The sequence below is a fragment of the Leclercia sp. AS011 genome, from assembly GCF_037152535.1.
In the GTDB taxonomy this organism is placed as follows: domain Bacteria; phylum Pseudomonadota; class Gammaproteobacteria; order Enterobacterales; family Enterobacteriaceae; genus Enterobacter.
On record NZ_JBBCMA010000007.1, the window covers coordinates 55,511 to 79,231 of the forward strand.

Below are 23,721 nucleotides of genomic sequence, written 5' to 3' on the forward strand. Positions count from 1 at the left end.
GATCCACACGGCAGGGTGAATAAAAACGCAGAACCAAGTTAATGTAAGGTAAAATACGCCGGTTTACTTTTAAGGGGAGAAAGTCGTTAACGGTCCCCCCTTTTTTCTTTACTGGCTTCGCCAGTCTGCATGGTTTGTATTTTGTCTTCAAAAAGGGTTGTGTATGTCATCTGCTCATCTCGGTTTCCCAACGGAAACCGTTGTTGTATTTGTGGTTATGGCCGTCGGGGCGATGTTCATCGACCTCTTCATGCATCGCCATGACAAACCCATTTCACTGAAAAGTGCTGCGCTGTGGTCGATCTTCTGGGTAATGACCGCGATGGCGTTTGCCGGGTTCCTGTACGTTCATCACGGTGCCGAAGTGGCGAGTTTGTTCCTCACCGGTTACGCGCTGGAAGAGGTGCTCTCCGTTGATAACCTGTTCGTGATGATGGCGATCTTCGCCTGGTTTGGCGTGCCGGATCAGTATCGTCACCGGGTGCTCTACTGGGGGGTGATTGGCGCTATCGTCTTCCGCGGTATTTTCGTCGCCATCGGCACTAGCCTGCTGAGCCTCGGGCCGTACGTTGAGGTGGTCTTTGCCCTGATTGTGGCCTGGACGGCGGTGATGATGCTCAAGCGTGGCGAAGAGCAGGACGAGATCGAAGACTACTCTCAGCACCTGGCCTACCGCGCGGTTAAACGCTTCTATCCAATCTGGCCAAAAATTACCGGCAACGCCTTCCTGCTGAGCCAGAAAGAGGTGGACGCCGAGCTGGAAAAACCGGAGAACCAGGATGTGATGGTTGGCCGCGTGAAGAAGGCGAAGCGCTACGCCACGCCGCTGCTGCTCTGCGTGGCGGTGGTGGAGCTGTCCGATGTGATGTTCGCTTTTGACTCGGTACCGGCGATCATCGCCGTCAGCCGCGAGCCGCTGATTATCTACAGCGCGATGATGTTTGCGATCCTCGGTCTGCGTACCCTCTACTTCGTGCTGGAGGCGCTGAAGCAGTATCTGGTGCATCTGGAGAAAGCGGTGATCGCGCTGCTGTTCTTCGTGGCCTTCAAGCTCGGTCTGAACGCCACGGATCATTTCTGGCATCACGGCTACGGCATCGGTGCCGCGGCGAGTCTGTTTGTGGTGCTGGGCGTACTGGCGGCGGGGATTGTGGCGAGCCTGTTGTTCCCGGGGAAACGGGAAGCCTGATGCCCTCACCCCGACCCTCTCCCACCGGGAGAGGGCGCAAACATTAAAAAAGGCAACGTACGTTGCCTTTTTGCTTTTATTTAATGGGTGAATTCCGGCGTGCGCGCGGCGGGTGGAAATGTCGCCAGTGCGGATCCTGGGCTGCGGCCAGCAGCTCGTGGTCGCCGCGGGTATCGCCCCAGGCGCGCACATGGTAGTTGGTCAGGCTGCCGTAGACATGCTCCAGCCGGGCTACCTTCTGCGCACAGCGACAGTTATGGCCGGTGATGCGTCCGGTCAGCTTGCCGTCCTTCACTTCCAGCTGGGTGCCGATAAGCTTAATGCCGAGCTTGTCGGCCCAGGGCTGCAACACCAGCGCCGGGGAGGCGGAACAGATCGTCACTTCCGCACCGGAGTTCACTTCCGCTGCGACCGCCAGCACGCCCTGGGGGCGCATCAGTTTGTCCCAGTATTTCTCGCAGAACAGCTCCGCCTGCTGACGCAGCCAGTGCTCGTCCACGCCGGTCAGGAAGGTCCTGATCAGCACCTCTTTCAGCTCGTCACGGGTCAGCTTGCGGCGCACGCAGTGCAGGGTAGGCAAGGCCATCCGCACCAGACGACCGGCGAAATAGCGCTTGCCGAACGCAAAGCGTAAGAAAGGGATAAAGCTGTCGTGATGCGTCAGCGTGCCGTCGAAGTCAAACACCGAAAGAACGCTGGATTTTGCCACTGCCTCATCGGCAATCATATTGGTCATAACTACTTCTTAGCTGAAATACATATTCTGCCCATCAGTTTACCTGCTTTAGCGTCAGATGCCACCCGCGGGCAGGTGGGCGGCACCGGCATGGCTAGATAATATCGTCCACCACGCCGCCATCGACGCGCAGCGCCGCGCCGGAGGTGGCGGATGCCTGCTGCGAGCAGACGTAGACCACCATGTTCGCCACCTCGTCTACCGTGGCGGCCCGCTGGATCACCGAGCTTGGGCGGTGAGCCATGACAAACTCTTTCGCCAGCGTCTCCAGCGATTTGCCGGTCTTCTCTATTTCGTCTTTCATCATTTCGGCAAAGCCGTCCGACATGGTCGGGCCTGGCAGGACGCTGTTGACGGTGACGCCGCTCCCGGCGACAAATTTTGCCAGCCCGCGCGCCAGCGACAGCTGGGCCGTTTTCGTCACCCCGTAGTGGATCATGTCCGCTGGAATATTGCAGGCCGACTCCGAGGAGATAAACACCACCCGACCCCAGCCTTTTTGCACCATGCCGGGCAGCAGGGCACGCGACAGGCGCACGCCGGACATCACGTTGGTTTGCCAGTAGTTATTCCAGGTCTCGTCGTCAGTGGCGTAAAAATCCTGCGGCCCGTAAATCCCGGCGTTATTCACGAGGATATCGACGTCCGAGGCGACCTTCAGCAGGGTCTCCACGCCGTCAGCGGTGCTGAGGTCAGCGATTGCCGCCCGCACCTGCACCCCGGGTATCTCCTGCTGTAGCTGCTGGATCCCCCGGTTGACCGAGTCGGTGCTGCGTCCGTTAACAATCACCTCTGCACCGCTTGCGGCCAGCCCTCTGGCGATGGCAAAGCCAATGCCGCCGGTGGAGGCGGTCACTAGCGCCACTTTTCCCGTAAGATCGATTTTCACGCTCTGCTCCTTGTCATATTTGAAGTTCAGACCGTTAAGCGTAGCAGTTCACCTTGACGACGGCTGGCTGAAGAGGTGCAGCAAGGTTTCAACCTGTTCATCGAGGGGGGCGAGCGTGCGTTTCACAATCAGATGCAGCGGCGTAGCACGGCGCATGCCGTGGTTGAGGGGCAACGTTTTCAGCACACCGCTTTCCAGCTGTGGCTGAATTCGCTCTTCCGGCAGCCAGCCATACCCCACCTGATACATCACCGCATCGATCGCTGCATCGATGGTGGAGAAGGTCCAGGCTTCGCCACCGGGGATCGCGGCGTAGTTCTGCCCGGCGATCTGGATCAGTGGCCAGGGGCGGAGCATTTCATCGGTGAGCGGTGCGTCCTGTTCAAACAGCGGATGATCCCGGTGCGCCACCGCGACAAAATCGATATTCATCAGCCACTCGCCGCGCCCGGTCACATCCTGGCGGCGGGTAAGCACCATCACGTCGGCTTCGCTCTGGAGCGGTGCTTCACCGGCATTCTCCAGTATTTCGGTCAGATGCACCTGGGTTTGCGGATAGCGCTGTTGAAACTGGCGCAGAATGGCAAACAGATGACGGCGAGGGAAAATGCTGTCCACCACCAGGTCCAGTCGGGTACGCATCCCGTTGCGTAACGTCGTGGCGCGCGTCTCCAGCAAGGTAAAGGCGTTTAGCAGCGGTTTGACCTGATTTAACAGCAGCTCACCTTCCGGGGTCAGCACCGCCTTACGCCCCGCCTGAACCAGGAGCGCCACGCCCAGCCGCTCCTGCAACAACGCCAGGTTATAACTGACGGAAGACTGGCTGCGGTGCGTCTCCTCTGCGGCGCGGGCAAAGCTGCCCAGCTTAACGACGCGTTCAAGCAGCGCCCACTGCTCAAGGGTAGTTTTGTGCATAACTCATCTAATTTTTGAATGAATTTGATTAAATCATAGCGTTATTCATCCAATTTTTGCAGGCGTAAGATGGCCTCATTGAAACAGAGGAGACACAGTATGAGCCATTTTGATAAACATGATTTGAGCGGTTTCGTCGGCAAACATCTGGTTTACACCTATGATAACGGCTGGAACTACGAGATTTACGTCAAAAACGAACAGACCCTCGACTACCGTATTCACAGCGGGATCGTGGCAAACCGTTGGGTCAAAGATCAGCAGGCTTATATCGTTCGCGTAGGCGAAAGTATTTATAAAATTTCGTGGACTGAACCGACCGGTACCGATGTGAGCCTGATTGTGAACCTTGGCGACAAGCTGTTCCACGGCACTATCTTCTTCCCGCGCTGGGTGATGAATAACCCGGAAAAAACCGTCTGCTTCCAGAACGATCATATTCCGCTGATGGTCTCTTATCGCGAGGCGGGCCCGGCCTACCCAACCGAGGTCATTGATGAGTTCGCCACCATTACCTTTGTGCGCGACTGCGGTGCTAATAACGATGCTGTTATTGACTGTGCTGCCAGCGAGCTGCCGGCAGACTTTCCGAATAATTTAAAATAAGCGGTTACAGAACCTGAAGCGCACCGTCATGGAGGGGGAAGGGCGTTGGCGTACAGACGGCGAGGCTGAGCTCGCCGTGCTGGAAGTGGCTGACGCTCAGGGACGAGGTAAAGGTGCTGTCGATGCTGACAATCTGCCAGGCGCTGCCGCCCCGCTGTTTGACGATCGCCTCTTTACGCGTCCAGATGCGCCAGAAGGCCGCCAGTTTTGCCTCGGGCGCTTCCCGCTCCAGCTCGGCGTGTTCCCTGACGCTAAAGACGGCGTTAGCCAGCGCCTGCCAGTTATCCCGCGGGCGGATCACTTCGATGTCGCAGCCCACTTCGCCCTCATCGCTTAACAGCAGGGCAATATCATCCCCGCTGTGGCTCAGGTTAAACCAGTACGGATGAGCATCGACGAAGGCGGGTTTCCCCTGTTCACCGAAGATGATTTCCGGCACCGGAGAGGGCGCCAGCGCCCGGGCGAGCAGCGTCCGCCCGGCCAGCCAGGGGATGCGACGCGCCCCCTGGGGCGCCTGTTCGGCCAGCGCTGACGCCAGAGGGTCAGCGCTGAGGGTAGAAATTTTTCCCAGCAGGAACTGGTACATAGTCACGCCCAGCGTTTAATGATAATGGAAGTGTTAATGCCGCCGAACGCGAAGTTGTTGCTTTGCAGATATTCGCAGTCAATGTGACGGACTTTTCCCATAATATAATCTAACGCACCGCATTGCTCATCCGGTTGTCTTAAATTGAGCGTCGGTACGAACCAGCCTTCACGCATCATCTCCAGGCTCATCAAGGCCTCCAGCGCACCGCAGGCCCCTAACGTATGGCCGAAATAGCTCTTCAGCGAGGAGAACGGTACGCGGTCGCCGAATACCGCGGCGGTGGCCTGACTTTCGGCAATATCACCCCGGTCGGTGGCGGTGCCGTGCGCCGAAATGTAGCCGATCTCCTGCGGACTGAGTCCGGCACTACTTAACGACTTCTCCATGCAGATCTGCATCGTCTCCCGCTGCGGCTGGGTGATATGCGCCGCGTCGCAGTTGGTGGCGAAGCCGACAATCTCCCCGTAGATGGTCGCGCCACGCGCCTTCGCATGCTCCAGATCCTCCAGAATCAGGGTTCCCGCCCCTTCGCCAATCACCAGCCCGTCGCGCTGGATATCGAACGGGGCCGGGGTGGCTTCCGGGGCATCGTTACGCTGGCTGGTGGCGAAAAGCGTATCAAATACCGCTGCTTCCGAGGGACAAAGCTCTTCTGCGCCGCCTGCCACCATGACCGTCTGATAGCCGTGTCGAATGGCTTCCCACGCATAGCCAATCGCCTGGCTGCCGGAGGTGCAGGCGCTGGAGGTAGGGATCACCCGCCCGCGCAGGCCGAAGAACAGACCGGTGTTGACCGCCGTGGTGTGCGGCATCATCTGCACGTAGGTGGTGCCGGTGATGTTGTTGGTGTGCTTCTCGGTGAGCATGGTGGCGAACTCGCTGACCGGCCCGGTGCTGCCGGTCGACGAGCCGTAGGCAATGCCGGTTTCGCCCTGGGTCAGGATCGGATCGTCAATCAGCCCCGCCTGCTCCAGCGCCAGTTCGGTGGCGCGGGTCGACAGCAAAGAGACGCGGCCCATGGCGCGGATGCGCTTGCGGGTGTAGTGATCCGGCAGGGTAAAATTATCAATCGGCGCGGCCAGTAGGGTATGAAGACCCTCATATATCGTCCACTCCGGCATCTTGCGCACCGCGTTTTTATAGTCCAGCAGGCGGGCAGAAATTGACTGCCAGTCTTCACCAAAGGCGGTGACACCGCCCATCCCGGTAATTACCACCCGACGCGTCATAGCATTCCTCCATTAATGGAAATGACCTGACGCGTCACGTAACCTGCAATATCCGACATCAGATAGCTGGCCAGCCCGGCGACTTCATCCGCGTGACCCATACGCTGCATGGGGATCATCGCCATGGCTTGATCCAGCGCGGCCTCTTCTATTTCGAGCATCCCGGTATCAATCAGCCCTGGCGCAATGCAGTTAACGGTGATTTTGCGCTTCGCCAGCTCAATCGCCAGGGCTTTGGTGGCCCCGATAATGCCCGCCTTTGCCGCGCTGTAGTTCACCTGACCGCGGTTGCCCATGATTCCCGACACCGACGACAGGGTAATAATGCGTCCGCCCTTGCGGGTGCCAATCATGGGCATGATGCAGGGGTGAATGACGTTGTAAAAGCTGTCGAGGTTGGTGTGGATCACGCTGTCCCAGTCCTCATCGCTGAGCGCCGGGAAGGCTCCATCCCGGACGATCCCGGCGTTGCTGACCACGCCATACCAGGGGCCGTTGGCCGCCATATCCTGCTCCAGCACCTCCCGGCACTGGGCGCGGTTGCCCACGTCAAACGAGAGCAGACGCCCGTTGCCCCCCGCCTGTTCAATGGCGTTCAGCGTGTCCTGTGCGCCTGCGACGTCGCGGTGGTAGTGAACCCCGAGGATAAACCCGTCGGCGGCAAGCTTGAGGGCGATAGCCCGGCCAATGCCTTTGCTGGCACCGGTGACCAGTACGGAACGACTCATTAACTTACCCCCTGTTTGAAAAGTGATGCTAATTCTTGCTGGCTGGGCTGGAAGGTGTTCACCCGCCCGGTTGCCAGCGTGGCCTCCCCGGTGAGGATGGCGCACTCGAAGCTGCTAAAGCGTTCATCCTGCATCAACAGCGTGGCCGTGATGGTTAATTCGCTGTTGGCCGCAAAGTGCCCGGCGGCGCACACCAGCTCGCGCGCGCCCAGCACCATGCCGAGCGAAATGCTCTCCTGGCCCTTCTGCTGACGATGCCAGCCTGACCAGATGCCAACGGTCTGGGCCATCAGCTCAAGGGCGTACCAGCCCGGCAGATCCCCTGCGCGAGTCAGAAAGGGTGCCAGCACCCCCTGCGGCGTGACCGTTACCCGGCAGGCGGCAGCGTCGTCAGTAACGCTCTCGACCGACTCCAGCAGCAGCATGGGCGCATCATGGGGTAGATAATCAGTGGGTGAGAGATAACTCATGACAGGCTCCCCAGCAGGATGCTGGCGTTATTGCCGCCAAAGGCGAAAGAATTGGACAAAATCACCGGTTTTTTCAACGCGGTGGGCTGATGCAGCAGGCCGCAGGCGGCGAGCGTCGGATCCGGCGCATAGCGGCTGAAATCCTGGGCGGGCAAGGGCAGATCGCGGGTCAGGATCAGCCAGCTCAGCGCGGCCTCGGTGATCCCCGCCGCCCCCAGCGTATGGCCGGTCAGATGCTTGGTTGAACTGCAGGGCACCGCCTCGCCAAACAGGTCGTGCACCACCTGGGATTCAATCTGGTCGTTAAGCGGTGTCGCAGTGCCGTGCAGGTTGATATAGCCCACCTCATCCGGCGTTAATCCGGCTTCGTTCAGCGCCTGGGTAATGGCGCGGATCGCCCCCTCTCCCTGTGGATGCGGGGCGGAAATATGGTACGCATCGCTCGACTCGCCGCTACCCAGCAGTGCCACCGGCTGCGGCTCGCGGGTGAGCACCATCAGGGCTGCCGCTTCGCCAATGGTGATCCCCCGGCGGTCGCGGCCAAAGGGCTCGCACAGCGTGGTGGAGAGCGATTCGAGGCTGTTAAAGCCATTCACCGGCATCCGGCTCAGGGTATCCGCGCCGCCGACGATAGCGATATCTGCCAGCCCGGCGTCGATCAGCCGACGCCCGCTGATGATGGCCCGGGCGCTGGAGGAGCAGGCGGTCGACAGGGTATAAGCCGGGCCGTCCAGACTGAGCCAGTTCGCCAGAAAGCGCGACGGATCGCCCAGCTCCTGTTGGGCGTAGCGCCAGTTGCCGCTGGCTTCGCCGTTCATCGACAGGTGCACATGCTTATCGCCCTCATCCAGCCCGGAGGTGCTGGTGCCCATGACCACCGCGATGCGGTCGCGACCGTAACGGGTAATAGCCGCGTCGACGACAGGCTGGATCTGCGCCAGCGCCGCCAGCAGGAGCTGATTATTGCGCGAATGGTGCGCGACCAGGCTATCCGGGATGGCGGGCAGTTCGCCGTCGACGCCGCCCAGCACCGCGTCCTGACCCTGCAACCAGCCGCTGCGCAGGCGCATGCCAGGGGCCACGCCGCGCGTCAGGTTAGCGGCGATCTCATCAGGAGAGTTGCCCAGGGCGTTGACCAGGCCAACGGCAGAAATGTAGATCATCTCAGTCATCCAGATATTGAAGGGTGATGTGATAGTGGAACACCCGCTGTTCGATGCTGATCGGCACGCGTTTGCCTTTGCGCTGCAGGTAGACGATCTCTGTCACCAGCTTACCGTCGGCATTGCGCAGCTCGCGGCGGTCGCCACTATCCTTCAGCGTCCAGCCCGTCGGCAGCTGCGGCAGCCAGGCGCTAATCGGCCAGTGGCTGAGCATCACGTCCGCCAGCACCTGGCTGGCCGGAGGGATCTCTGGCGCAACAATCGACTGTTCAGTATGGATGCCCGTTTCATTATAGGTGGCAAGGAACAGCCGGATCCCCACCGATGACAGCCCGGCGAGGGTCACTTTCCGCGCATCGGCATTCAGCATCACCAGCAGCGACTGGGTTTTGCCGTTTACGCTGGCGGTCAATAGCTGCTGGGAGCTTAGCGGCGGGGTCAGGCCCGGCGGCGGCAGCGTTACCCGGGTGCCCGGCTGTAGCCACGCCTGCGGGCGGGCATCGTCACTTTTCCGGGCGGTATGGCTGCAACCGACCAGCAGCAGCGCGCCGATCAGGGCGACGGCGCGGTAAAAAGGGGTACTCATTGTTTGCTCTCTTTTTTGTCTGGCATCGCCAGCGGTGCCAGCAGGAAGGCGGTAAAAATACCGCTGACCAGCACAATCCCAAAGCTGCTGATGGCCTGGGTAGCGCTGAATACCAGCATGCCGAGGGTCAACAGGGTGGTCATCATCGCCAGGGTGATGGCCAGCAGGGAGGTCAATGGCGTGCCGCGCGGGTTGTTGAAGAATAGCGTGTAGTTGATCCCAATGCCGAGGACCAGCACCAGCGCCAGCAGCGAAAACAGGTTCACCGGATGGCCGGTTATCGCCAGCGCAGCGAGACCGCAGCCCAGCGACAGCAGGGAAGGCACCAGGGTGATCAGCCCCTTACGCCAGCCGAGGCGCAGCATGGCCCCCCCGGCGATGGCCGCCAGGGCGACGGCCAGCAGTCCGGTGAGCACGCTGCGGTAGAGGGCAAAGAGGCTGTCGAAACTGGCCTTGCGATCCACCCACACCACGCCCGGATGTTGATTCGCCAGGTCGCGCAGTCCCGGGCTGTTTTTTACGCCATCCACCGGCACCAGCACGCCGCTTTCGCCGTCGGGCAACGTGAGCCACAGCAGACGCCAGCCTTCGCTGGCCGGGCTGGCAAGCCAGGCGTCGACCTCAACCGGCATGGCCTTCAGATCCGGCGACACGCTCGTCAGCCCGGCGTGTTGCAGTACCCTGCTGACGGCTGGTGCCGCCTGATGCAGCAGGGCCAGATCGCTCTCCTGCCGCGCCAGCGAGTTCAGCGGCAGGGTGCGCCATGAGGTCAGGTCACCCGCCTGCTGCGCCCGGGCCAGCGCCGGGGTAAAGGCCTCCAGCCGCTCCAGCGTCTGCTGGGACGATGCGCCATAGATCACAAACCATTTCTGATCGACACTCTGCCCGGTCAGGGCGGTAATGCGTTTCTCCTGGGCCAGAATAGCCTGCGGCAGGGCCTGCAGCTGGGCGATATCATCATCTACCCGCAGCGTGGCAATGCCCGCAACGGCGACCAGCGCCAGCGCAACCGGCAGGCCAACCGACACGCGCCTGTCGCGCCATGCCGCCAGCCAGCGCAGCATGGGCGTCTGCATTGGAACCGGACGCACCGGTAAACCCCGGCACAGCCACGGATGCCAGAAGATGACCGTCAGGCAGGCGGCGCTCAGCCCGGCGGCGGCAAACACCGCCATCTGGCGGATGCCCGGGAAGGGGGCCAGCATCATGATCAGATAGGCCGTCACGGTGGTGAGCAGCGCCAGCAGCAGAGCATTACGCACTTTCGCCAGGCTTTGCCACGGCGAGGCCTGGCCGCCGTGAACCATCCGCTCGGTCAGGTAATAGAGCGTGTAATCCGCCGAGATACCGATGATGCTCATGCTCATCACCAGCGTCATCAGATGCAGCTCACCAAACAGCAGCAGGGTCGTGACCGTGCCCGCCAGCGCGCCCATGGCGATGGAGATCAGGCACAGAAGCAGCGGGCGCAGGGAGCGGAACACCGCCACAATCAGCAGGATCACCCCCAGAACGGTGGCAACGCCGAGGGTCGAAATGTCCCGTCTGGCCTGCTGGCTGGCGTAGTCGCTGTAAAACACCGTCCCGCGCGACAGCAGCTGTGCCCGGGGATAGTGCGTTTTCAGCTGTCCCTCCAGCTCATGCAGCCGGGTGACAAGTTTATGGGTTTGCTGCATATCGAACGACGAACCGGCCAGCTCGCCGTGCAGCAGATACCAGTAATTTCCGGCCTCGTCTTTGGTCACCAGCCAGCCGTCCATCAGCCGCAGCTTCTGGCTGTTTTGTGCCAGCGAAAGCTGCGAGCCGCGCATCAGCATCAGCGGGTCGTTTTGCAGCTCTTTACCGCTGACGCCAGAGAAGGCGGAGTAGAGCTGGGATAAAATCCACTGCGCCTGCGCTTCACCGCCGTTTTGCAGGCGTGCGCGGGTGGCGGGGTCGATCAGGCCGTTGCGGTGCTGCCAGAAAAATTCACCCCAGGCCTTCTGCCCGGCGGCGTCCATCGGCCCTTTCACCTCGTGCAGAGCGCCTGACCCCTGCAACAGGCTCAGCCACTGCCGGGCCACCTGCGGGTCGGGTTGTTTACCGGGGCTGACCAGCCACACCAGCTGGCGATCCAGGCGCGTAATAAAGCCGTCGTTCAGGGCCGGGGGGATGGCCCCGAGGCTCTGTTTGGGCAGCATCGCCAGCACGCTGCTGTTCAGCCGCGCCCCCGGCAACAGCGTCAGCAGGATACCCAGCAGCGCCAGGCACAGCGCCGCCCACGCCAGCGCCGCACGGCGAGCGTTACGGGGCGGCAAAGCGTTGACGTTCGGCATCGGTCAGGCTGGCGGGGGTGAGCTGGTGGCGGGAGAGGACGATATCGGTCCGGTCGCCCTGCTTATCGTTCAGCACAATGGATTCCAGATACGTAGCGCCCCCCAGATCCAGCGAGGCGAAAATCTTGTCCAGCGGGGTGGTGGTAGGGGTCAGCACCAGCGACCAGCGGCCATTGCCGAGGTCTTTAAAATCGATGCGGAAGTTCTCCTCCAGCACCTTGCGATCCGCCTGGAACAGGGCGCGCAGCAGGTGGTTGAACTGGAACATCTGCGGGTTGTTTTCCGCGGTGATGGTCTGCGGCGGCTGGCCGTTGATAACCTGCACCATCCGGTTGTCGTCCAACAGCAGCGTCATCGGGAAGGGGGCTTTTTGATCCCACAGCAGACCGCTGTCGCGGGCGATCAGCATCTCGCCGTTGGAGCGCAGCGGCTGGGGCAGATCCTTGATGGTGCGGGTCTGCTCAAAGTGGGCGCGCACCACCGGCTGTTCGGTAAAGCGCTGCTGCAAGTCGTCCAGCGTCACGGCGCTGACGAACGGGCTTGCCAGCAGGGCAAGCAGCGGTAGCCATCTCATCGCGTCACTCCCATGCGCTCAAACAGGATTTGCGGGCTGACAAAACAGAGCTCGCGGCTCTTCTCTTCCACCGCCACCTGAATGGTGTAGCCGGTGGTGGTCCTTTTGCCGCTGGTGGCGTCAAAAATCTGATAGGCGATGCGCAGACGGTTCTCAAACTCTTCGATATGGGCCCGGACGCGGATCCGTTGCTCAAAGGTGAGGACATCGCGGTATTTCACCCGGGTGTCCACCACCGGCCAGAGATAGCCGGACGCCTTCATCTGGCGATAGCCATAATCGAACTGATTGAGCAGGGCCTCGCGGGCGATCTCAAAATAGCGGAAATAGTTACCGTGCCAGACCACGCCCATCATATCGACGTCGTGAAACGGTACGGTCAGCTCTACTTCGGTCGTAAAGCGGGGATCGGTCAGCACCCTTTACTCCTTCTCTTTTGCATCCGGCAGACGCCAGAAATCGAAAAAATTGAACCAGTCCAGCGGGGCCTGCAGCGCATAGTGCTCCAGCCGTTGGGCATAGCGGTCGACGGTTTGCTGTAACGCCTGCTGGCGCTCGCTGCGCGGTAACAGCAGCGGATCGGCAAAGTCTTCGCAGTGAATATGCAGCTTCTGCTGCTGGTGCAGGGCGAAAATCAGCATCACCGGGCAGCGCATCAGCGAGGCGAGAATAAAAGGCCCCTCCGGGAAGGGGGCAGGCTGGCCCATAAAGTGGCTCCACACCACGCGCCAGTTGCCGCCGCGCTGTGGATCGACGGCGATCCGATCCCCGACGATCGCCACCCATTCCCCGCGATCGATCTTCTCTTTCAGCAGGATGGCGGTCTCGGGGCCAATATCGGTCACCGGGATCAGGTTCAGCCCGGCCTGAGGGGCCATCTCCTGCATAATCTGTTTGAATCGCTGGGCGTTATCGCTGAAGACCAGCGCATTGATGGTCTTGCTGCCTTCAAGCTGCGCCAGCGCGCGGCAGGCCTCCACATCGCCGAGATGGGACGCCAGCAGCAGCTTGCCCTCGGGCACGCGAAGATCGAGCTTCTCCCGTGCGCCGGGGGCAAACACCACGTCCCGGCCCAGCTTCAGCTCGCCCCGCCAGCTGGCGACCTTATCCAGCATCGCATTGCCAAAACGCAGGAAGTGGAAAAAGCTGTTCAGGCGCGCGGGCTGCGGCTGCTGGCGCTGCGCCAGCGTCTCGCGCACCCGGGCAAGCCACTGCTGCGATGCCTGACGTGCCGGACGGGCCGTCAGCCAGTAGACGGCAATCACCGGCCACAGCAGGAGGGTAAAGGCCCTGCGGCCCAACAGCTGCCAGACCCGCAGCATCAGGCGCATACCGTACAGACCTTTCACCTCCTGCTGCTGCGCCCAGTGCGGGCTGCGGCGACGAAAGAGCAGGGAAGGGATGCGCGGCAGCATGCCGAAGAACAGCCGGGTGTGCATCCAGGAGATGCGCAGGTTGTCGTGCAGGGCATCGAAATGGGAGAGGCCATCCTGGGGATAGGTCACCCGGGTGGGCAGGAAATAGCTGGGATTGCCCTGCCAGTAGAGGCGCACCATCACTTCGGTATCAAAATCCATTCGCTTGCCGATGGGGACGCTGTTGATGACCTGTAGCGTCGGCGCGACCGGGTAGACGCGAAAGCCGCACATGCTGTCCTTGAGCTGCAATGAGAGGGTTTCGATCCACACCCAGACGTGGGTGATCCAGCGGCCATACAGGCGCGAGCGGGGGATCGAATCATCAAACTGCGGCTGGCCGGAGATCAGCGCCTGCGGGTGGCGTTTGGCCAGCGCCAGCAGCTGAGGGATATCCTCGATGGCATGCTGGCCGTCGGCATCCACCTGCACCGCATGGGTAAAACCGGCTCCGGCACAGACTTTCAGCCCGCGGATCACCGCCGCCCCTTTACCGCCGTTGTGCGTCAGCCGCACCAGCGTCACCTGGGCATTGTCAGCGGCCAGGCGGTCCAGCGCCTGACGGGTGTGGGCATCGCTGCCATCATCGACCACAATCACCGGCAGGTGAAACGGCGCCAGGCGGCGCAGGACGCTCGCCATCATCGCCCCGTGGTTGTAGCAGGGGATCAGGATGCAGGGGCGGAAGGTCAGCGACATAAGCGAATCTTCCCGCTGCTGGCCGTGTGGCGCAGTTCGCCGTCGTGGCGCTGATAGTTAAAGCTGAGCATCTGGCGCTCCGCATTCCAGTCGAGGACCAGCGTCACGGTAGCGCCAGGGAGCAGCGGCGCCTGGAATTTTACGTTCTGAATACTGTGAAAACGGTACTCCGGTGCCAGCAGCGTGGTGGCGTAGTGCATCACCCAGTCGACCTGGGCGACGCCCGGCAGCAGGGGCTGTACGGCAAAATGGCCCTGGAACCAGAACAGGGCCGGATCGAGATACAGGACAATCTCCAGGTGCTGCGGATGTGCCTGATGGCGCTCGATTTCATGGATTTTCATGAAATAACTCCTGTAACTGCGCATAGACACGCTTGTTCATACTGTTCACCGGCATCTCATCAATAATGCGCCAGTAACGGGGGATCGCCACCGGCTCGAGCCAAGGCCGCAGGGCGCGTCGCCAGGCGAGGATCTGCGCTTTACTGCCGCGCTGCTGCCACTGCTGACGCGCGGCGTCGCTCAGCACCAGCAGCACGCCAACGCCCTGCCGTCCGCCGCGATTGACCGCCAGTGCCGCCGCTTCGCAGATGCCGTCCAGCGCCAGCAGCCGCTGTTCGACCTCGGTCAGGGAGATGCGTTTCTCTTCAATTTTAACCACCCGACCCCGACGGCCAAGAAGGCTGAACTGGCCGTTATCCTCGAGGTGCAGAATATCGTCGAGCAGCACGCCGTCCGCCTCAACGATCAGCGGCGAGGTGACGCGCAGGGCGTCATTATCGCGGCTAAAGGTCACGCCGGGGAAGGGCTGCCAGGGGAGCGCATCGGCCTGACGATAGCGCCAGCCGAGGACGCCGGTTTCGCTACTGCCGTAAATTTCATCCGGCCAGATCCCCAGCCAGCGCTGGGTGTCGCAGGCCGACTCCCACGTCAGCACGCCGCCCGCGGAAATCAGCACGGCGACCGGCGGCGGGGCGAGCTGCGTATCAAGCCGTTTGAGGAACGCCGGGCTGCTGATAAACAGGTAACGCTTCGTGCGATCCAGCGCCGCCAGCTGCTCGGCGTAGGCGAGCCTCTCTGCGTGCAGCGGCAGCCCCAGCGACATCGGCAACACAATGCGAAACGTCAGGCCGTACAGATGCTGCGGTACTACCGAGGAGACGACATGACAGCCGTTCAGCCGTTCGCCAAAGCGGGCAGCCAACAGCCCGGCCTCCCGGTCGAGCTGGGCGAGGGTCTTGACGATCCGCTCAGGCGCGCCGGTCGAGCCGGAGGTGAACAGCTCCACCACGCGGGCATCATCAATCGCCGGCAGCGGCGTGAACGTCGGGGCACGGCGCTGGGCAGATCTGACCACCTTCAGGCGGCCACGGACGCTCAGCGTCCTGTCGCTCAACACCCCGCTGAACAGTTCTTGCTGCTCCTCCAGCTGCGACTCGCGGCTGTGCCCGGGCAGCACCGGGGTTTTGCCCGCATGCAGCGTGGCCAGCAGGGCGACGATAAACAGATAGCTGTCATCAAAGCAGAGTGCCCAGCGCTCCCCTTCCTGCTGCTGTAAGCTGGCGGTCAGGCTGCTGACGTCGTGGCGTAACTCCCCGAGCGTCCAGCTGCCATCGCCTGACCAGGCGACAGGGGTGTCGTCCGGGCGAGGGGCGTTCAGCCACTGGCTCAATGGCAGAGGTTTATGCATCTTTTTTAATCATCCGTTGCCGTACCAGCCACTCGCCTGCCATTAAGGTTCCCATCAGGATGTAGGCGATCATGCCGTTCCACAGCGTCCAGAGCTGCATGTCACCCCGCAGTACGGTGAACAGCGCCACGCTCCCGTTGAAGATGAAAAAGCCGCACCACACTTGGGTGACGATGCGGGTATAGCGCACACCGGACGGGGGTAAATTCGGTTCCCGCAGTCGCGCCAGCCGTTCAACCAGCGGCATCGCCGTCCACAGCGAACCACCAAACACGATCAGCATCGCCAGGTTAACGATCACCGGATAGAACAGCAGCCAGTGATGCGCTTTCAGCACAACGCTTGCCGCGCACAGGACGATGCCCGCGAGGGCAACGCTCTGCGTCACATAGCGCATCGGTCCGGCGAGATGCCGCGCCTGGCGAAAACGGAACAGCAGCAGGATCGCCATCAGCGGCAGCAGCCAGTGCAGGCTGTGGTGCGCCAACCCGAAGCCAATCAGAAACGGCCATGCGACCAGCATCAGCCCCGTCAACAGGGGGATGGCCGGGAAGGATCGTCCGCCACGCATGGGGGTCTCAGGCTTCGCGCAGAAGTTTTTCTACCGCATCCACAACGTCCTGAACGGTACGTACCGACTTGAAGGTTTCCGGTTTGATGCGGGCACCGGTTCTCTTCTGCAGGTGAACAACCATGTCGACGGCGTCGATGCTGTCCAGCTCCAGATCCTCATACAGGCGCGCCTCGGGGGTGATGGCGTCCGGGGCAACCTCAAACAGGGTGGTCAGGAGAGAGGTGACTTCCTGATAAACGGATTTGTGTTCTGTAGTCATGGTTAATTCAATCTCAGGCGCGTTGGGCGGTGATGAAGGAGGCCAGGGTGGCAACGGAGTAAAAATGCTGACGCATCTCTTCGCTTTCGGCAGATAACACCACGCCGTACCGGTTTTTTATCGCCAGTCCAAGCTCAAGGGCATCGATCGAGTCAAGGCCCAACCCATCGCCAAACAGGGCGGCATCCGTATCGATATCCTCTGCGGTCAATTCGTCCAGATTAAGGGTAGTAATAATAAGATTTTTAATTTCAAGGTAGAGCGCTTGCATCATTAATTCCTGACAAAGATTGAAGACCGGCTGTTAAGCGATGCTGCAGGTGCCGGTTAAGTTGCCTTGCCGCCAGAGCGGGCTCGTGGACGGCTGCATCGTAAAAATCATGAATATTGACCCGCTCACGGACATCGACCGTGAAAAAGGGTTTTTCTGGCGGTATGTCATACCACCGGCTGTGTTTATCAAGCAGATGCTCGCTGCAGTGGATGAGCACCACCCGCAGATCGCTGGCGCAACGCACGGCAATATTGGCCGCACCGCGTTGCAGCCTGATGGCTTTTCCCGCCTGGGTGCGCGTGCCTTCCGGGAAGATCAGCAGGGTGTCGCCCTGGGCCAGCCGCTGCTGGCAGGCGCTTAACAGGGTGTCGGCTTCGCTGTTGATCAGGTAATCCGCCGCGCGGATCGCTCCGCTGAGAAAGGGATTACGCAGCAGGGCGCCTTTCACCAGGCAGTCGGTTTCCGGCATCACCGAGGCGATAAGCACGTAGTCGATCAGCGTCGGATGGTTCGCCACCACCAGACAGCCGCGCTCCTGGCGCAGCAGGTCAAGGTTGTCAAAGCGGTAATCCAGCACGCCGAGGGCGCGGGCGACGGTTAAAAAAGCCCGGAAGCTGGCGGCAATACTGCGTCTGGCGAGGCGACGACGACGGGCGCGATCGCGCTGAACCAGGTTCAACAGGTTGAACCACACCAGCGACAGCAGCAGGCCGCCCGCGCCAAACAGCACGAAGCATAAGCCGGTCATCACCAGCCGCCAGCCGCGGCTGAGGGCCGCCCGGATACGTATCATGCCCGCGTCCACTGCCACAGCAGGCGCTCGCCGGGTACGTCAAACTGCCGTTCGTCACGCAGGTAGTGGCGCAGGAACAGCAGGCTCTGGGGCAGGGGGAGTTCTTCGATGCAACGGGCGGAGCGGGTTTCGCAGTGCAGGACGTCACCGGCTTCAATGACCAGCGCCAGGGCATAGGGCCAGGTCGGCATCCGGGCCGGAAGTGCGGCGCGATAAAAATCCGGCAGGGTGCCGTCGAAATCGACCATCAACACCCGTTTATAACCGGCATGCAGCAGGGTCAGCACCTCGCACAAACCCTGCTGGAAGGTATCCATCCCGGCAGAGAGCGATGACGAGACAATGGGCTGACGCGCGGCAATCGTCAGATTGCCCACCGCAGAGTTATGGACCGACATGGCGAAATCGGTAGGGGAAACATCCTGCCCGGTCGCCAGCGCATGCAGGAGACGATAGTTACGCTCCAGCTCGCCATGACGGCTGGTATAGACCACGGCATCGATGGCATGTTTTCGCACCATCGCCAGACCGCAATCGACCGCCAGCTTACTGCCGGAACTGAGGCGGCGGGCGGTCATCATCGGCAGATCGGACAGGGTTGCCTGCGGCGCAGCAGGATCGATGGCATGCAAACCCTGTGACCATGCCTGCCAGTGGCTGGCATCACTAAGGCCTGGCGCTCTGGCTTGCCAGTCGAGAATGTTAAGTGCAAATTTCATCTGCGCGCGTCCGCGATAAACCCGTTATCCAGTAACGCAGCCGGAGATCAGGTCGCGTTATTGTTTATTTTCTGACAAATCAATAAGGTGTGGCCGACCCCGAGATTGTCCTGCCGTTGTTCTACCCGGAAGCCTGCTTTCTCCAGATAGAGGTAAAATTTCTCTACGCTGTAAAAACGGCTGTTGCCGTTCGCCATACAGGTGAAATAGAGCGAGGTGGCGTTCAGGCTGAAGGAGGCCGCTTCGAATTTTTGCGCATCCCAGAACGGCTCCAGGATGCACAAGCGGGCACCTGGCTTCATTACCTTCGCCACGTTGCTCAGCAGGGCAACAATCTGATCGGGAGAGAAGCAGTCCAGAAACTGGCTCATCCACCAGATATCAGCGTCATCCGGCAGGGCAGCGTCGCTAAGCATATCGACAGGGTAGAGCTCAATACGATGAGATAATCCTGCTTTTGCGATATTTTCCCGGGCCAGTGCAATTTGCTGCGGCAGATCGAGCAGCGTCACGGTGACATTTTCATCGTAACGACAGCAGCGTAGCGCCCATTTACCCGTATTTCCGCCGACATCGTACAATTTTGTCGGCCTGCTTGCGAATATAAGGGGTAGCGCGGCCTCAAATGCGCCATCGGAATAGAAGTGATCGAAAGCAAACCAGCTCCGCTGCGCCTGTTCGGGGAGGGCGGAGAGCGCCGGATAAATGGTCGGCCACTCGCCAAAGACGGCGAGTCCGGCCGGTTTTTCCGCTTTCAGGGCATCGGCAAGATGAAACAGTCCCTGGTAGCAAACATCCTGGGTGAAATCCATGTTGATGCGGGTCATGGTGTCATGCAGCAGATAATGACCAATTTTGGCCAGATAATAGCGCCCCTCGCTGTGGGTCACTATCCGCCCGCTTAAGCCCATATCCAGCAACACGCCTGCACCATAGTCACTGAGGGTGCTGTTAGCCACGATCTCGTCATGCGTCGCGCCGCGCGGCCCCTGTGTGTCCAGCCAGGCGAGCACCCCGGTGTTACGCAGACAGAGCGCGGTCTGAAACAGCATCGGGGCAAAGGCGATACGTTGCGCTTCGGTGATGGCCTCAAGCGCGCTGAGGTTGTCCTTTTCGTACATGCGTTATCCCGGTAAGCGGCTTTTCGGACGGCCCGGGCCGAGCAGGATCGCCAGCTTGCTACCCCCCTGGGTGGTCTCCATCCAGATCTTACAGACGCTGGTCAGCGGAACGGACAACAACATCCCCACCGGGCCGAGCAGCCAGCCCCAGATCAGTAACGACAGGAACACCACCATGGTGGACATCCCCAGCCGGTGGCCCATCATTCGGGGCTCAACGATATTGCCCAGCACCATATGGACGATCAGGAACAGCGCCCCGACCATGGCGCACTCATAGAGGCCATTAAACAGAAACGCCTGGATCATCGGCGGGACGGCGGAGATCACCGCGCCAATATTGGGTACGTAGTTGAGCAGGAAGGCCAGCACGCCCCACATCAGGGCGAACTGCACCCCCAGCAGCGTCAGCCCCAGCCAGACAATCGCCCCGGTCCACAGGCTTAACAATGTTTTCAGCGCCAGATAGTGGGAAACACCCTTCAGTGCCCGGTGCAGACCGGCGATGTGGATCTGCGGATTATTGAGGGCAAAACGCATTTTGTAGGGCACGTGGCGCACTTCAAACAGCATAAAGACCACGGTCATCACCAGCAGCAGGACGCTGGCCATCGCCCCGGAAAGCTGGGTCATCAGCGCGGTGGCAAAGGTCATCACCTTTTCCGAGTCCATCCGCTTCAGCATTCGCTCCGGGGAGATATGCAGGTTGAGGAACGGGAACATCTGCTGCAGATCGACGAGTTTGCGCGTCAGCTCTTTGTTGTATTTCGGCAGCAGGGCGGCAAATTCATTGAGCGAGGCCGCCAGCACCCCAAACAGCGCCGTCAGGCCGATCAGCATCACCACCACCACAATGGTGATGGCCAGCGGGCGGCTGAACCCGCGACGCAAAAACCAGGTGACGAGGGGGTTAAGCACGATGGCGAAAAAGAGCGCCAGCAGCAGCTGGACGAGAATATCCGCGGCGGCGTGGATACCGGCGAGGATCACCACCAGGCAGGCCAGTTTGAGCAGAATGTGAAGACCGGATTTATCAGGCTGTGTAAGACCCGGCTTACCGGGTGGCGTGGTTAACATAGTGTTTCCTCTTATAAGATGCTCATAAGTGTAGTGCGCGCGCAGCGCTTCGGCGGAGGCCGTTAATCTTAAAGTCGCTGCTGCATTTCGGCCCCTGTCATGGTAATAGTGAAACACTGTTGTAAAAATTCTGGTGAACCTGATGCCCGAACCCGCCGCCGAACCGGCACTGAGTGGATTACGCCTCAACCTGCGTATTGTTTCCGTCGTTATTTTCAACTTTGCCAGCTACCTGACCATCGGCCTGCCGCTGGCCGTCCTGCCGGGCTATGTCCATGACATCATGGGGTTTAGTGCCTTCTGGGCCGGTCTGGTGATCAGCCTGCAATACTTCGCCACCCTGCTGAGCCGCCCCTATGCCGGGCGCTATGCCGACCTGTTTGGCCCGAAAAGCATTGTGGTGCTGGGGCTCTGCGGCTGCTTCCTGAGCGGGGTGAGCTATTTCCTCGCCGGGTTAACCAGCGCCTGGCCGATGGTGAGTCTGGTACTGCTCTGTCTGGGGCGGGTGATCCTCGGGGTCGGGCAGAGCCTCGCCGGAACCGGCTCCACGCTGTGGGGCGTCGGGGTGGTGGGGGCGTCGCATATCGGGCGGGTGATCTCCTGGAACGGGATTGTCACCTACGGCGCGATGGCGATGGGGGCCCCGCTTGGGGTGCTCTGCTATCGCTACGCTGGCCTGAACGGGCTGGCGCTCACCATTATGGTGGTAGCGCTGCTGGCGATCCTGTTTGCCCTGCCGCGACCGAAAGTCAAAGCCAGCAAAGGCAAGCCGATGCCGTTTCGCGCGGTGCTGGGGCGCGTCTGGCCCTACGGCATGGCGCTGGCCCTCGGCTCGGCGGGCTTTGGGGTGATCGCCACCTTCATTACCCTGTTTTACGCCGATAAAGGCTGGGACGGGGCGGCCTTTGCGTTGACCCTGTTCAGCTGTGCTTTTGTCGGCACGCGGCTGCTGTTCCCGAACGGCATCAACCGGCTGGGCGGGCTGAACATGGCCATCATCTGCTTCAGCGTGGAGATTATCGGCCTGCTGCTGACCGGCATCGCCGATGCGCCCTGGATGGCGCGGATCGGGGTTTTCCTTGCGGGGGCGGGCTTCTCGCTGGTGTTCCCGGCGCTGGGGGTGGTGGCAGTCAAAGCGGTGCCGCAGCAGAACCAGGGCGCGGCGCTGGCGACCTACACGGTATTTATGGATATGTCGCTCGGGATCACCGGGCCGCTGGCCGGGCTGGTGATGGCGTGGGCCGGGGTGCCGGTTATCTATCTGGCGGCGGCGGGGCTGGTGGCGGTGGCGTTACTGCTGACGTGGCGGCTAAAAAAAGGGCCTCCAGTGGAGGCCCCTTCGTCGTGATGGCTTACTGAATCACGAGGGTATTGATGATGTTCTCTGCGGCAGTTTGCGCTTTCTGCTGATCGTCAGCAGGCAGCGTGATCTGCAGGGTCAGCAGTTTGTTGTCCACTTTACCCAGCACCACGGAAGAGTAAGCGGTCTGGCCTTTGGCAGAGATAATGCTGTCCAGCTGTTGCAGCTTGTGGCCTTTCAGCTCGATGGCTTTGTTGGTCACTACCTGCAGCTGCGGGTCGCGGCTGCGCTGCTGATCTTCGAGACGTTTCGCCAGCACGCCCAGGTCTTCATTGGTGTCATCACCGACGATCACAATCACCGCTTTTTGCCCGGTGGCATCGGAATAGACGTGCATGTTGTTGGCCTGGGTACCCAGTTTGCCGCTCTGATCGGTCATATCCGCAGGCAGAGAGAAGCTGAGTTTGCCATCCATCAGGCTGACCGGTTGACCCGTGGCGTTGCTTTCAGCAGACGCAGCCTGAGCAGGCGTTTTGGTGTCGCTGTTATCACAGGCTGCCAGCCCCATCACCAGCAGGCCAATCCCGACATATTTAACCAGATTGCGCATTACATTCTTCCTTTCGATAAACGGCCATAACGGCGCATCAATCCATCTTATCACAACTGTTCAGGGGAACCCTTAACCAGCCTGCAATCCCGGGATTTCAGATTTATCCGCGAATCTTTTCAGCAACATATTCAGCAGCACGCCGTACATCGGCAGGAAGAAGACCAGGCTGATAAGCACCTTAAAGGCGTAGTCCACGAGCGCAATTTCCATCCAGTGCTGCGCCATGAACGCATCCGGGCTGCGCCAGAAGGCGATGAAGAAAAAGGCGAGGGTATCGCTGACGTTACCAAACAGCGTGGAGGCGGTTGGGGCCATCCACCAGCGATGGTTCTGCCGCAGGCGGTTAAACACGTGCACGTCGAGGATCTGCCCCAGCGCATAGGCCATAAAGCTGGCCGCGGCGATACGGGCGACGAACAGGTTGAAGTGGGTCAGCGCCTCAAAGCCCTGCCAGCTGCCCATATAGAACAGGGACGAAATCCCGTACGAGACAAACAGCGCCGGAAGCATGACGGCAAAGATAATGCGTCGGGCCAGCGGGGCGCCAAAGATACGGACGGTGAGATCGGTCGCCAGGAAGATAAACGGGAAACTGAACGCGCCCCAGGTGGTATGAAAACCAAAAACAGAGATCGGGAGCTGCACCAGGTAGTTACTGGAGGTGATCACCAGCAGATGAAAAAGTGAAAGCCAGAACAACGCTTTTACGCGCTGCGATTGAGAGAACTGCGTCATATTGTGACCTTTTTGAGTGTTGGGGTGAGGGAACCCAATAAAAACCGCCGCATCATACTGCTTTCATTCGGCTTTGCAATGGCTAATTTTCACGCAATCGTTAACCTGGTTTGCTTTGCCCGGCCTGCGGCGTAAACTACTGCCGTTTTTTATCTGAATGAGACGACGATGACCGATCTGTTTTCCAGCCCAGACCATACTCTTGACGCCCAGGGCCTGCGCTGCCCGGAGCCCGTCATGATGGTGCGCAAAACCGTGCGCATGATGCAATCCGGCGAAACGCTGTTAATTATCGCCGACGATCCGGCCACCACCCGCGATATTCCGGGCTTCTGTACCTTTATGGAACATGAGCTGCTGGCGCAGGAGACTGATGCCCTGCCTTACCGTTACCTGTTACGTAAAGGGTAGTTTTTGTAGGCCGGGTCAGGCGTAGCCGCCACCCGGCATGCCCGGCGGCG

General features: G+C 60.6%; 28 protein-coding genes. 4 read left to right on the forward strand and 24 right to left on the reverse strand.

The features are described from left to right. Positions 1 to 163: 163 nt before the first annotated feature. The gene (locus tag WFO70_RS19985; protein ID WP_337018694.1) at positions 164 to 1,189 is read left to right on the forward strand and encodes a TerC/Alx family metal homeostasis membrane protein; all 1,026 of its coding nucleotides are present in this window, start codon (positions 164 to 166) and stop codon (positions 1,187 to 1,189) included. 76 nt (positions 1,190 to 1,265) lie between these two features. On the opposite strand, the gene WFO70_RS19990 is transcribed toward WFO70_RS19985, so the two are convergent. From WFO70_RS19990 to WFO70_RS20000, 3 genes are all read right to left on the reverse strand, one after another. After that, positions 1,266 to 1,925 carry an HAD family hydrolase gene (locus WFO70_RS19990; protein ID WP_337018696.1) on the reverse strand — a complete coding sequence of 220 codons (660 nt, stop codon included), beginning with the start codon at positions 1,923 to 1,925 and terminating at the stop codon, positions 1,266 to 1,268. A 94-nt stretch (positions 1,926 to 2,019) separates the two neighbouring features. Then, on the reverse strand, positions 2,020 to 2,814 hold the full coding sequence (locus tag WFO70_RS19995; protein ID WP_337018698.1) for an SDR family NAD(P)-dependent oxidoreductase: 795 nt from the start codon (positions 2,812 to 2,814) through the stop codon (positions 2,020 to 2,022). Between the two features lie 48 nt (positions 2,815 to 2,862). Further along, positions 2,863 to 3,729, reverse strand: coding sequence for a LysR family transcriptional regulator (locus WFO70_RS20000; RefSeq protein WP_337018700.1), 867 nt, complete (start codon positions 3,727 to 3,729; stop codon positions 2,863 to 2,865). 99 nt (positions 3,730 to 3,828) lie between these two features. Here WFO70_RS20000 and WFO70_RS20005 point away from each other — a divergent pair, with 99 nt between their 5' ends. Then, a complete protein-coding gene (locus tag WFO70_RS20005; protein WP_106995291.1) occupies positions 3,829 to 4,335 on the forward strand; it encodes a phenolic acid decarboxylase in 507 nt (168 codons plus the stop codon). 4 nt (positions 4,336 to 4,339) lie between these two features. Here the strand turns inward: WFO70_RS20005 and acpT are convergent, their stop codons facing one another. The 19 genes from acpT to WFO70_RS20100 are packed head-to-tail and all read right to left on the reverse strand — an operon-like array spanning position 4,340 to position 20,612. After that, positions 4,340 to 4,921: a 4'-phosphopantetheinyl transferase AcpT gene (gene acpT, locus WFO70_RS20010; protein WP_337018703.1), complete on the reverse strand. Its 582-nt coding sequence runs from the start codon at positions 4,919 to 4,921 to the stop codon at positions 4,340 to 4,342. 2 nt (positions 4,922 to 4,923) lie between these two features. Further along, positions 4,924 to 6,153: a beta-ketoacyl-ACP synthase gene (locus WFO70_RS20015; protein ID WP_337018705.1), complete on the reverse strand. Its 1,230-nt coding sequence runs from the start codon at positions 6,151 to 6,153 to the stop codon at positions 4,924 to 4,926. After that, positions 6,150 to 6,881: a 3-ketoacyl-ACP reductase FabG2 gene (locus WFO70_RS20020; RefSeq protein WP_337018707.1), complete on the reverse strand. Its 732-nt coding sequence runs from the start codon at positions 6,879 to 6,881 to the stop codon at positions 6,150 to 6,152. The genes WFO70_RS20015 and WFO70_RS20020 overlap by 4 nt, the downstream gene beginning before the upstream one ends. Then, positions 6,881 to 7,351 (reverse strand): ApeP family dehydratase, encoded by a 471-nt coding sequence (locus WFO70_RS20025; RefSeq protein ID WP_337018709.1) that lies wholly within the window; start codon positions 7,349 to 7,351, stop codon positions 6,881 to 6,883. The genes WFO70_RS20020 and WFO70_RS20025 overlap by 1 nt, the downstream gene beginning before the upstream one ends. Continuing rightward, complete coding sequence (locus WFO70_RS20030; protein ID WP_337018711.1) at positions 7,348 to 8,514, reverse strand: beta-ketoacyl-[acyl-carrier-protein] synthase family protein; 1,167 nt, start codon at positions 8,512 to 8,514, stop codon at positions 7,348 to 7,350. Before WFO70_RS20030 ends, WFO70_RS20025 begins: the two co-directional genes overlap by 4 nt. Before the next feature lies 1 nt (position 8,515). Beyond that, positions 8,516 to 9,100 carry a DUF3261 domain-containing protein gene (locus WFO70_RS20035; RefSeq protein ID WP_337018713.1) on the reverse strand — a complete coding sequence of 195 codons (585 nt, stop codon included), beginning with the start codon at positions 9,098 to 9,100 and terminating at the stop codon, positions 8,516 to 8,518. After that, positions 9,097 to 11,415 carry an MMPL family transporter gene (locus WFO70_RS20040; RefSeq protein WP_337018715.1) on the reverse strand — a complete coding sequence of 773 codons (2,319 nt, stop codon included), beginning with the start codon at positions 11,413 to 11,415 and terminating at the stop codon, positions 9,097 to 9,099. Before WFO70_RS20040 ends, WFO70_RS20035 begins: the two co-directional genes overlap by 4 nt. Next, positions 11,384 to 11,989, reverse strand: coding sequence for an outer membrane lipoprotein carrier protein LolA (locus WFO70_RS20045; RefSeq protein WP_337018717.1), 606 nt, complete (start codon positions 11,987 to 11,989; stop codon positions 11,384 to 11,386). Before WFO70_RS20045 ends, WFO70_RS20040 begins: the two co-directional genes overlap by 32 nt. Next, complete coding sequence (locus tag WFO70_RS20050) at positions 11,986 to 12,408, reverse strand: acyl-CoA thioesterase (protein WP_337018719.1); 423 nt, start codon at positions 12,406 to 12,408, stop codon at positions 11,986 to 11,988. Before WFO70_RS20050 ends, WFO70_RS20045 begins: the two co-directional genes overlap by 4 nt. 3 nt (positions 12,409 to 12,411) lie before the next feature. Continuing rightward, positions 12,412 to 14,103 (reverse strand): glycosyltransferase family 2 protein, encoded by a 1,692-nt coding sequence (locus WFO70_RS20055; RefSeq protein WP_337018721.1) that lies wholly within the window; start codon positions 14,101 to 14,103, stop codon positions 12,412 to 12,414. Then, on the reverse strand, positions 14,094 to 14,447 hold the full coding sequence (locus tag WFO70_RS20060) for an ApeI family dehydratase (RefSeq protein WP_337018723.1): 354 nt from the start codon (positions 14,445 to 14,447) through the stop codon (positions 14,094 to 14,096). Before WFO70_RS20060 ends, WFO70_RS20055 begins: the two co-directional genes overlap by 10 nt. Further along, entirely contained in the window at positions 14,434 to 15,795 is a 1,362-nt protein-coding gene (locus WFO70_RS20065; RefSeq protein WP_337018725.1) for an AMP-dependent synthetase, read from the reverse strand. Before WFO70_RS20065 ends, WFO70_RS20060 begins: the two co-directional genes overlap by 14 nt. Continuing rightward, a complete protein-coding gene (locus tag WFO70_RS20070) occupies positions 15,788 to 16,366 on the reverse strand; it encodes a hypothetical protein (RefSeq protein WP_337018727.1) in 579 nt (192 codons plus the stop codon). The genes WFO70_RS20065 and WFO70_RS20070 overlap by 8 nt, the downstream gene beginning before the upstream one ends. Before the next feature lie 7 nt (positions 16,367 to 16,373). Beyond that, positions 16,374 to 16,628 carry an acyl carrier protein gene (locus WFO70_RS20075; protein ID WP_337018728.1) on the reverse strand — a complete coding sequence of 85 codons (255 nt, stop codon included), beginning with the start codon at positions 16,626 to 16,628 and terminating at the stop codon, positions 16,374 to 16,376. 13 nt (positions 16,629 to 16,641) lie between these two features. Next, positions 16,642 to 16,899 carry a phosphopantetheine-binding protein gene (locus WFO70_RS20080; protein ID WP_337018730.1) on the reverse strand — a complete coding sequence of 86 codons (258 nt, stop codon included), beginning with the start codon at positions 16,897 to 16,899 and terminating at the stop codon, positions 16,642 to 16,644. Then, entirely contained in the window at positions 16,880 to 17,695 is an 816-nt protein-coding gene (locus WFO70_RS20085; RefSeq protein ID WP_337018732.1) for a lysophospholipid acyltransferase family protein, read from the reverse strand. Before WFO70_RS20085 ends, WFO70_RS20080 begins: the two co-directional genes overlap by 20 nt. Continuing rightward, positions 17,692 to 18,414 carry a beta-ketoacyl synthase chain length factor gene (locus WFO70_RS20090; protein WP_337018734.1) on the reverse strand — a complete coding sequence of 241 codons (723 nt, stop codon included), beginning with the start codon at positions 18,412 to 18,414 and terminating at the stop codon, positions 17,692 to 17,694. Before WFO70_RS20090 ends, WFO70_RS20085 begins: the two co-directional genes overlap by 4 nt. A 47-nt stretch (positions 18,415 to 18,461) precedes the next feature. Then, positions 18,462 to 19,535: a class I SAM-dependent methyltransferase gene (locus tag WFO70_RS20095; protein WP_337018737.1), complete on the reverse strand. Its 1,074-nt coding sequence runs from the start codon at positions 19,533 to 19,535 to the stop codon at positions 18,462 to 18,464. A gap of 3 nt (positions 19,536 to 19,538) precedes the next feature. Continuing rightward, a complete protein-coding gene (locus WFO70_RS20100; RefSeq protein WP_337018739.1) occupies positions 19,539 to 20,612 on the reverse strand; it encodes an AI-2E family transporter in 1,074 nt (357 codons plus the stop codon). A gap of 142 nt (positions 20,613 to 20,754) precedes the next feature. Here WFO70_RS20100 and WFO70_RS20105 point away from each other — a divergent pair, with 142 nt between their 5' ends. Then, positions 20,755 to 21,960, forward strand: a complete 1,206-nt coding sequence (locus tag WFO70_RS20105) for an MFS transporter (protein WP_337018741.1) — start codon at positions 20,755 to 20,757, stop codon at positions 21,958 to 21,960. 4 nt (positions 21,961 to 21,964) lie between these two features. Here WFO70_RS20105 and WFO70_RS20110 read toward each other — a convergent pair whose 3' ends face one another. Together WFO70_RS20110 and WFO70_RS20115 are read right to left on the reverse strand one after the other, a co-directional pair. Continuing rightward, positions 21,965 to 22,522: a DcrB family lipoprotein gene (locus tag WFO70_RS20110; protein WP_337018743.1), complete on the reverse strand. Its 558-nt coding sequence runs from the start codon at positions 22,520 to 22,522 to the stop codon at positions 21,965 to 21,967. A gap of 72 nt (positions 22,523 to 22,594) precedes the next feature. Further along, positions 22,595 to 23,260 carry a 7-cyano-7-deazaguanine/7-aminomethyl-7-deazaguanine transporter gene (locus WFO70_RS20115; protein WP_337018745.1) on the reverse strand — a complete coding sequence of 222 codons (666 nt, stop codon included), beginning with the start codon at positions 23,258 to 23,260 and terminating at the stop codon, positions 22,595 to 22,597. A 168-nt stretch (positions 23,261 to 23,428) separates the two neighbouring features. On the opposite strand from WFO70_RS20115, the gene tusA reads away from it, so the two are divergent. Beyond that, positions 23,429 to 23,671: a sulfurtransferase TusA gene (tusA, locus tag WFO70_RS20120; RefSeq protein WP_337018747.1), complete on the forward strand. Its 243-nt coding sequence runs from the start codon at positions 23,429 to 23,431 to the stop codon at positions 23,669 to 23,671. The last annotated feature ends 50 nt before the right edge of the window (positions 23,672 to 23,721 follow it).